The organism is Lactiplantibacillus sp. 30.2.29 (assembly GCF_018991255.1).
GTDB lineage: Bacteria > Bacillota > Bacilli > Lactobacillales > Lactobacillaceae > Lactiplantibacillus > Lactiplantibacillus pentosus.
The window spans coordinates 1-1,658 of sequence record NZ_JAGYGU010000082.1; the positions used below are offsets into that span (position 1 = coordinate 1).

A 1,658-nucleotide genomic window follows, 5' to 3' on the forward strand; every position below is an offset into this window, starting at 1 on the left:
TTAGCGACACTGTAATACATATAGTAGATCAGTAACGCGCGCATCCCGTAATAACTGAACCGTTCCCACATTTCAGTGAAGAACAACGTCCGCAAGCCACGGGGTTGGCCAAAGAACGACCGATCCAGCTTTTCTTCCTTATCCAATATCGATTCCTCCAAACTTCATAACCAGTTTGTATTCGTTTAAAAGTAACAAATTTTGTTTCTTAATTAAACATAATAACTATTATACTAGCCTTAATCATATTCAACAATAGCACTAACCATCTTCTAATCTAATAACCATTAAATGAATTCTCATCCACAATTATTAACGAACCAGAAACCGCGTTATTCCGCTTTAAACTGATTATCATTGCACTGACGGGGGACTATTTATCATTAGCATATACATCGAATTCTAATTTAAAACAAAATAATTAATACTCGCTAAATGTCAAATCACGTGACAATTCATCAAAATTCTTATTAAACAAAACCTCAAACTGTGATTATCAGGCTAATTAGCTTGTCGGATGTCCCAATTTCACTAGACTTATTGAAGCCCCATCACCATCAATCTGTGAGCGTTTTTATCCCAGCCATTATCCCATAATGTACACTAAAACATATTTGCACTAGAAAAGTATTTTTTAGCGCTGGGTGAGAACACACTGCAATAGACCAGCGCTCATATCATGACTTCAGTGAAGCGAGCCTAAAGCACGTCTCAGACACGGGCTATTACCAATCTCCCGTTAGTTTTCTCCTACCAGCCGACATCCTTATTCAAGCGTGACGTCAGTCGTTGCTGCCTATTATGAACTGTTTAAGGCATCCTGTCGCCGGCAACGTCTTGCAAGATTACATTTAGCTCTGAGGATTTAGAACTAGCACCTCCCGTTTTAGCATAAAATCATGAGTCAGATTGAGCTCCGGGCAGTTTCAGGTGACGATCGTCAGTAACCCTTGACGATGTGCCCGAAACAAAGTTATCAGATCAGTTAATGATGGCACATCAAATATCGATGTGCCGACCAACTTGGTTTAGGCCCAAGTTCTTCATAAAAATGCCATCGACTTTACTACCGAAGCTTACGCAACAATCAGGCTTATTCCTTGCGACTGTCATCTGATTGATGGACTGCTCAGTCTCAGTTGCCGAAATACTGTAAGCAGTAAATAACTGACCGTGTTGATTTATGCCTTTCAGATTGTTTTCAATAACAAAAGCGTGTTCTAAATTTCTCGGTTTTTTAGAAGTTTAGAACACGCTTGTCCTTTGCACGATTTCCGGTTGTTTATCAAAAACACCTCACCAATTTATTTGATGAGGTAATCATAATCCATATGGCGGATGCTAGGAATGCGGCCGGTTATTTACTGCTTACGGTCAACTGCCCCAAAATTACCGTTAACTAAAAGCAGCCTGACACGATTATGTCAGGCTGCCGTCTAATTTTTGAATTTGGGCTAAATAAAAAGGTGAGAACAACTTCCCACCTCGCAAGTGCCGGCTACCAGAGTCGAACTGATGACCCTCGGTTTACGATACCGATGCTCTACCAACTGAGCTAAGCCGGCATGATATAAAAATAGATGTTAACACAATTGCCAACATCTATGTCACTCCGACAGGCGGGCTCGAACCGTCGACATCTTGATTAACAGTCAAGC

The 1,658-nt window shown here is 40.7% G+C and carries 1 tRNA gene; it reads right to left on the bottom strand.

The window, feature by feature from the left end:
- Positions 1–1,492 precede the first annotated feature (1,492 nt).
- Positions 1,493–1,565, bottom strand: a tRNA-Thr gene (locus KGF65_RS16545).
- Positions 1,566–1,658: the final 93 nt, after the last annotated feature.